3 protein-coding genes and 1 pseudogene are annotated in these 7,238 nt (G+C 74.5%); all 4 read left to right on the top strand.

Annotated elements, in window-relative coordinates; translation table 11 throughout:
* Window positions 1-1,497, top strand: a pseudogene (locus tag ACFW1I_RS31090) (serine/threonine protein kinase); the annotation flags it as partial.
* Window positions 1,498-1,632: 135 nt separating this feature from the next.
* Entirely contained in the window at window positions 1,633-3,294 is a 1,662-nt protein-coding gene (locus ACFW1I_RS31085) for a protein kinase (RefSeq protein ID WP_384676172.1), read from the top strand.
* Between the two features lie 152 nt (window positions 3,295-3,446).
* Window positions 3,447-5,114 carry a succinic semialdehyde dehydrogenase gene (locus tag ACFW1I_RS31080; protein ID WP_384676170.1) on the top strand — a complete coding sequence of 556 codons (1,668 nt, stop codon included), beginning with the start codon at window positions 3,447-3,449 and terminating at the stop codon, window positions 5,112-5,114.
* Between the two features lie 60 nt (window positions 5,115-5,174).
* Window positions 5,175-6,983, top strand: a complete 1,809-nt coding sequence (locus ACFW1I_RS31075; protein WP_384676168.1) for a GMC oxidoreductase — start codon at window positions 5,175-5,177, stop codon at window positions 6,981-6,983.
* Window positions 6,984-7,238 lie beyond the last annotated feature (255 nt).

The raw sequence follows: 7,238 nt of genomic DNA, 5'->3' as shown, positions 1-7,238 counted from the left end.
GAGCCCGTCCGGCCGGCCCGGCCGGCCGCCGCGGCCGGCGTGCCCGCGCAGCCGGGCCCGGCCGCGGAGCGGTACCGCGGCCCGGACACCCGGCTCGCCGCCGAGCGGGCCCGGCAGACCCGGATCGCGGTCGTCGGCGCCGTCACCGAGCGCTGGGCGCCCGAACAGGCCGGGCCCGTGCACGAGAACTGGCGGCTCGCCCCGCCGATCGGCCCCGCCACCGACCTGTGGGCGCTCGGCGCGCTGCTCTACCGGGCCGTCCAGGGACACGCCCCCTACCCCGAGGACAGCGCGGCCGAACTGGTCCAGCTGGTCTGCGCCGAGCCGCCCGCCTTCGCCGAGGAGTGCGGCCCGCTGCGCCCGGTGGTGGAGTCGCTGCTGCGCCAGGACCCCACCGAGCGCCCGGACTTCGAGGAGCTGCGCGGCTGGCTGCGGTCGCTGGTCCGGTCCGCGCCGGAGCCGGAGGGGGACCTCGCTGCCGTGCCCCCGCCGCCGTTCGACGCGAAACGGCTGCCGATCCTGCGCCGCCGGGGCGAGCTGGTGCGCCGCCGCCGCGCCTCCGCCGGGTCGGGGCGCCACCGGCACCGGCGCGGCAAGGAACCCCGCCGCGCGCAGGCCGCCCCGCCCGCCCCCGTACCGGAGGAGCGGCCGCAGGCGCCGTTCTTCCCGGACGAACCCCAGGAGGCGTACGAGCCGCACCGGCCGCCCGCGCACGAGTACGGCTACGAGGACGCCGAGCCCGAGCCCCCGCGCCGGTCCGCGCGCCCCCCGGCCGCCCCGCGCTCCCTCGGGCGTCGCCTGCTGCTGTTCGTGCTGCTGCTGACCGGCGGCGCGCTCGCGTACGCCGCCGTCGCCCTGCCCAGGGCCGGCGAGGAGCCCGCCGGCGCCCGCCCGTCCGCCTCCGCGCCCCCGGCGCAGGCCCCGTCGTCCTCCGCCCCGCCCGCCGCCCCGAGCTCCCCGGCGCCGAGCCCGTCGGCGCCGTCGAGCCGGCCCACCCCGTCCACCCCGTCCGCCCCGCCCGCCTCGGCCTCCGGCCCCGCCCTGGCCGCCGGTTACGCGCTCCGCGAGGACCCGGAGGGCTTCCGGATCGGCGTCCCGCGCGACTGGCGGCGCAGCCCCATCAACGACGCGGGGCAAGTCCGCTACACCGGCGGCGACTTCACGATGATCGTGGTGCCCGGCCGGGACAGCGTCCGGGACAACGGCTCCGACCCGCTGGAGTACCAGAACTCCAGGGAGCGGGAGCTGGAGCCGTACCGGCAGTCCAGCTGGGCGCAGCTGGTGAAGGCCCGGCGGGTCGACATCGGCCGCACGCCCACCGCCGAGGGGCACTACACCTGGCTCGACAGCACCGGCCGCGAGGTCTTCGTCCGCAACCTGGCCCTGATCGACGGCGGCCGCTACCACGTCGTCCAGGTCATCGGCCCGGAGAGCGACCGGGACAAGGTCTCGGAGATCTACGAGGAGGCCGTGAAGGGCTTCCGCCCGGGCCGCTGAGGCCGGGCGACGGCCCGTCACCGAGGCCCCCGCGGCGCCCCGGCGGTCACGGTGCGGTTCCTTTGCGGGCCCCGAGGTTCCGTCCGCCGTCCCCTCCTCCGTAACCTGGCATCCGAAGCAACGGGGCGGGGGCACGTGGAACACTCTCAGGGCACAGGGGCGGGGCTGTTGCTCGCCGGGCGGTACCGGCTGGGCGAGTCCATCGGGCGCGGCGGCATGGGCAAGGTCTGGCGCGCGCACGACGAGGTGCTGCACCGCGTGGTGGCGGTGAAGGAGCTGACGGCGGGTCGGTTCGTCGCCGAGGCCGACCGGCTGGTGCTGCACGCCCGCACCCAGAAGGAGGCCCGGGCCGCCGCCCGGATCACCCACCCCGGCGTGGTCACCGTCCACGACGTCCTCGAACACGACGACCGGCCCTGGATCGTCATGCAGTTCGTCGACGGCCCCTCGCTCGCCGACGCCGTCAAGGAGGCCGGCACGATCGCGCCCCGCGAGGCGGCCCGGGTCGGTCTGCACGTCGTCGGCGCGCTGCGGGCCGCGCACGCGGCCGGGGTGCTCCACCGGGACGTGAAGCCCGGCAACGTCCTGCTCGCCCGGGACGGGCGGGTCCTCATCACCGACTTCGGCATCGCGGCGATCGAGGGCGACTCCACCATCACCCGGACCGGCGAACTCGTCGGCTCGATCGACTATCTGGCGCCCGAGCGGGTCCGGGGCGGCGACCCCGGCCCGGCCTCCGACCTGTGGTCGCTCGGCGCCACCCTGTACACGGCGGTCGAGGGCACCTCGCCGTTCCGCCGGACCTCCCCGATCAGCACCATGCAGGCCGTCGTCGGCGAGGAGCCGCCGTTCCCGGCGAACGCGGGACCGCTCGCCTCCGTCATCGTGGCGCTGCTGCGCAAGGACCCGGAACAGCGGCCGCACGCGGACGAGGCCGAGCGGATGCTGCTCGACGCGATGGAGGGCCGCAGCCCGGAGACCGCCCAGGCGTACGTGCCGACGCAGCGGATGCGGCTGGACGCGGGTCAGCCGGGCGGTGCGGCGGACCCGGAGGACGTACCGGCCCCGGCGCCCCGTACGGCGGAGTGGCCCGTCCCCGGCCGGTCCTCCACCGCACGGCCGTCGGAGACGGTCCCCGCCCTGGACGCCCCCGTGCCCGCCCCCGTCGCGGGGAAGGGCCGCTGGCGCTCCGCCGTCCTCACCGCGGTGCTCGGCGCCGTCGTCGCGGGCGGCGCCGTCTTCGCCGTGATGCAGTACGGCGGGGGCGACGGCCGCGAGCCCGGCCCCGGTCCGACCTCCGGCGTCACCACGCCCGCCGCCCGCAAGGGCGTGGCGGCGGACGAGGTCCCGGACGGCTGGCGGCGGGTCGAGGACCCGGCGGGCTTCAGCCTGGTCGTCCCGGACGGCTGGAAGCGCCAGAAGGACGGCGCCAACATCGACTACACCCCGGACGGCGGCCGGCACCGCATCCGGATCAGCGTCGACGAGAGCCCCGACTTCGAGAACCCGTACAAGCACGTCCTCGACCTGGAGAAGACGCTCAAGAAGCGGATGGACTACCAGCGGGTGTGGCTGAACCAGAACACCTACCGGGATCAGGTGAAGTCCGCGCTGTGGGAGTTCACCTGGACCGAGCGGCAGAACTTCCCGGGGCCGCGGCACGCGATCGACCAGGTGTACTTCGCCGACGACGGCACCGAGTACGCGATCTACATGTCCTCGCCGCAGTCGAGCTGGGACACCACCCGGCAGCAGTTCGACATCGTCCTCCAGCACTGGCGGGCGCCCGGCGCGTGACGGCCGGAAAAATCTTCCCCAGGACCCCCTGGCAGCCGTAAGCCCCTGATCAGGGCTTTCGCGCCAGTGATCACTGGCGCGATGTGTGCAGGGGGTGAAAACGCGTTACCGGCGGGTACCCAAAGACCGGAACGGCGCCTACGCTCGGCGTCATGACGGACTCGCAGGCTGCCACCGCCGCTCCCACGGTTCTCGCCGACGCCGCGCAGGCGGCCCGCCCCGCCGCCCCGGCCGGCGCGACCAACCCGGTCGCCCCCGCGCCCGCCGGCGCCCGGACCGCCGCCGACGTGGTGACGCCCGAGCTGGTCGCCCGGCTCACCCGCGGCGTCATCGGCTCCGGCCGCACCGCCAACCACACCCCCTTCACCGGGAAGAAGCTGGCGGACCTGCCCGAGGCCACCCCCGAGGACGTCGCCGAGGCGTTCGCCCGCGCCCGCGCCGCGCAGACCGCCTGGGCCGCCACCCCCGTCCGGGCCCGCGCCGCCGTCCTGCTCCGCTTCCACGACCTCGTCCTCGCCCGCCAGTCCGAGGTCCTCGACCTCATCCAGCTGGAGACCGGCAAGGCCCGGCTGCACGCCCACGAGGAGGTCCTCGCGGTCGCCGTCGCCGCCCGCCACTACGGCCGCAAGGCGTCCTCGTACCTCCGCGCCAAGCGGCACACCGGCGTCGTCCCGACCCTGACCAAGGTCACCGAGCTGCGCCAGCCCCGCGGGGTCGTCGGCCAGATCGCCCCCTGGAACTACCCGCTCGAACTCTCCGTCGGCGACGCCCTGCCCGCCTTCGTGGCGGGCAACGCCCTCGTCATGAAGCCCGACACCGAGACCGCGCTCACCGCCCTCTGGGCCCGTGACCTGCTCATCGAGGCCGGGCTCCCGGCCGAGGTCTTCCAGGTCGTGCTCGGCGAGGGCCCGGTCGTCGGCCCCGAGGTCGTCCGCCACGCCGACTACGTCTCCTTCACCGGCTCCACCCGCACCGGCCGCGAGGTCGCCCAGGGCGCCGCCGCCCGTCTCGTCGGCGTCTCCCTCGAACTCGGCGGCAAGAACGCCATGCTGGTCCTCGCCGACGCCGACGTCGAGAAGGCCGCCGCCGGCGCCGTCCGCGCCTGCTTCTCCTCCGCCGGCCAGCTCTGCATCTCCATCGAGCGCCTGTACGTGCACGAGTCGATCGCCGACGCCTTCGTCGAGCGCTTCGCCGCCCGCACCAAGGCCATGCGCCTCGGCAACTCCCTCGCGTACGGCGCCGACATGGGCTCCCTCGTCGGCGAGCGCCAGCTGGAGGCCGTCACGCGGCACGTCGACGAGGCCGTCGCCAAGGGCGCCAGGCTCGTCGCCGGCGGCGTCGCCCGCCCCGACATCGGCCCGCTCTTCTACGAGCCGACCATCCTCGACGGCGTCGAGGCCCCGATGGCCGTCTGCGCCGAGGAGACCTTCGGCCCGGTCGTCTCGATCTACCGCTTCACCGACGAGGACGAGGTGATCGAGCGCGCCAACGCCACCGCGTACGGCCTCAACTCCTCCGTCTGGACCACCAGCGCGCGCCGCGGCCACGCCGTCGCCGCCCGGCTGCGCACCGGCACCGTCAACATCAACGAGGGGTACGCGCCCGCGTACGGCAGCGTCCGCGCCCCGATGGGCGGCATGAAGGACTCCGGCCTCGGCCGCCGCCACGGCTCCGAGGGCATCCTCAAGTACACCGAGGCCCAGACCGTCGCCCAGCAGCGCCTGATGCCGCTCGCGCCGTCCTTCGGGATGGACGACGAGGCGTACGCGAAGGTGATGAGCCTCTCCCTGAAGGCGCTGAAGGCCCTGCGCCTGAGCTGACCCCGGCCCGGGACCGTCCCCCGCCCGCCCGTTTCCGCCCTTTTCCTCACGAGGAGAGCCATGACCGCGGTACCCCCTGCCCGAAATCAGGACGAGGAAGACGCGTACGACTACGACGTCCTCGTGGTCGGCTCCGGCTTCGGCGGCTCGGTCACGGCCCTCCGGCTCACCGAGAAGGGCTACCGGGTCGGCGTCCTGGAGGCCGGCCGCCGCTTCACCCGCGAGAGCCTGCCGAAGAACTCCTGGGACCTGAAGAACTTCCTGTGGGCCCCGACGCTCGGCCTGTACGGCATCCAGCGCATCCACCTGCTCGGCAACGTGATGGTGCTGGCCGGCGCGGGCGTCGGCGGCGGCTCCCTCAACTACGCGAACACCCTGTACGAGCCGCTGGCGCCGTTCTTCGACGACCCGCAGTGGAAGGACATCACCGACTGGCGGGCCGAGCTCGCCCCGTACTACGACCAGGCCAAGCGGATGCTGGGCGTCCGGCTCAATCCGACGATGACCCCCTCCGACGTGCACCTGAAGGCCGCCGCCCAGGCCATGGGGATCGGCGACACCTTCCACATGGCGCCGGTCGGCGTCTTCTTCGGGGACGGCGACGATGGCGACGGTACGGCGAAGGCGAAGCCCGGCGGGGAGGTCGCCGACCCGTTCTTCGGCGGCGCGGGCCCCTCCCGCAAGGCGTGCACCGAGTGCGGCGAGTGCATGACCGGCTGTCGGCACGGCGCCAAGAACACCCTCAACGAGAACTACCTCTACCTCGCCGAGAAGGCGGGCGCGGTCGTCCATCCGATGACCTCGGTCGTCGCCGTCACCGAGGACTCGCGCGGCGGCTACGCCGTGAAGACCCTCCCCACCGACAACCGCAAGAAGGGCCGGGGCCGCACCTTCACCGCCCGCCAGGTGGTCGTCGCGGCCGGCACGTACGGCACCCAGACGCTGCTCCACCGGATGAAGGACAGCGGACTGCTGCCCCGGATCTCCGCCCGGCTCGGCGAGCTGACCCGTACGAACTCCGAGGGCCTGGTCGGCGCCCAGACCACCGACCGCCGCTACCGGCGCAAGCACGGCCACGAGAAGGCCGATTTCACCCGCGGCGTCGCCATCACCTCGTCCGTCCACCCCGACGAGAACACCCACATCGAGCCGGTCCGCTACGGCAAGGGCTCCAACTCGATGGGCGGCCTCACCGTCCTCCAGGTGCCCTACGGCGCCCACCGGGTGCGCAACTGGGCCCTCAACATGGTCCGCCACCCGCTGCTCGCGGTCCGCTCGCTCTCCAACCGGCGCTGGTCGGAGAAGACCATCATCGGCCTCGTCATGCAGTCCCTCGACAACTCGCTGACGACCTACCGCAAGCCCGGCGGCATCGGAAAGGGCCTGCTCACCGCCCGGCAGGGGCACGGGGCGCCGAACCCGACGCAGATCGAGGCGGCGACCCGGGCCGCCACCCTGCTCTCCGAGGAGATCAACGGCTTCGCCGGCTCCAACATCGGCGAGCTGATGGGCACCCCGCTGACCGCGCACTTCCTCGGCGGCTGTCCGATCGGCGCCGACGCGGAGTCCGGCGTCATCGACCCGTACCACCGGCTCTACGGCCACCCCGGCATCTCGGTCGTCGACGGCTCGGCGGTCTCCGCCAACCTCGGCGTGAACCCGTCCCTGACGATCACCGCCCAGGCCGAGCGGGCCATGTCCTTCTGGCCCAACAAGGGCGAGGAGGACCCGCGGCCCCGGCAGGGCGAGGCGTACACCCGCGTGACAGCGGTCGAACCGAAGTCCCCGGCGGTCCCGGCCGAGGCGTTCGGCGCCCTGCGGCTGCCCTTCCTCGGCATCCCCGCGGTCCCGCCGAAGAAGACGCCCTGACCCCGGACACACGGAAAGGGCGCTGCACCCCCCTCCGAGTGCAGCGCCCTTCCGGCTTTTCGGTGTTGCTGCATAGATGACCTCCGGCCGCCGCCTTTGGTTGTAGGCGTTGCACGGGATCTTCGTGTGACGCGTGTCACATCCCCGCGTCGGGGTGCGAGAAGGGCCGGGCGGGCGAGCGTCGGCCCGGCTCAGACGCCCCCGGCCGGCACACGTCCGGGTGGCGCCCCGCGAGAGCGGCGGGGGCGGGCGCGG

This window comes from Streptomyces sp. NPDC058955 (assembly GCF_042741435.1).
Classification (GTDB): Bacteria; Actinomycetota; Actinomycetes; order Streptomycetales; family Streptomycetaceae; genus Streptomyces.
This window is presented reverse-complemented; position numbering and strand designations above follow the sequence as displayed.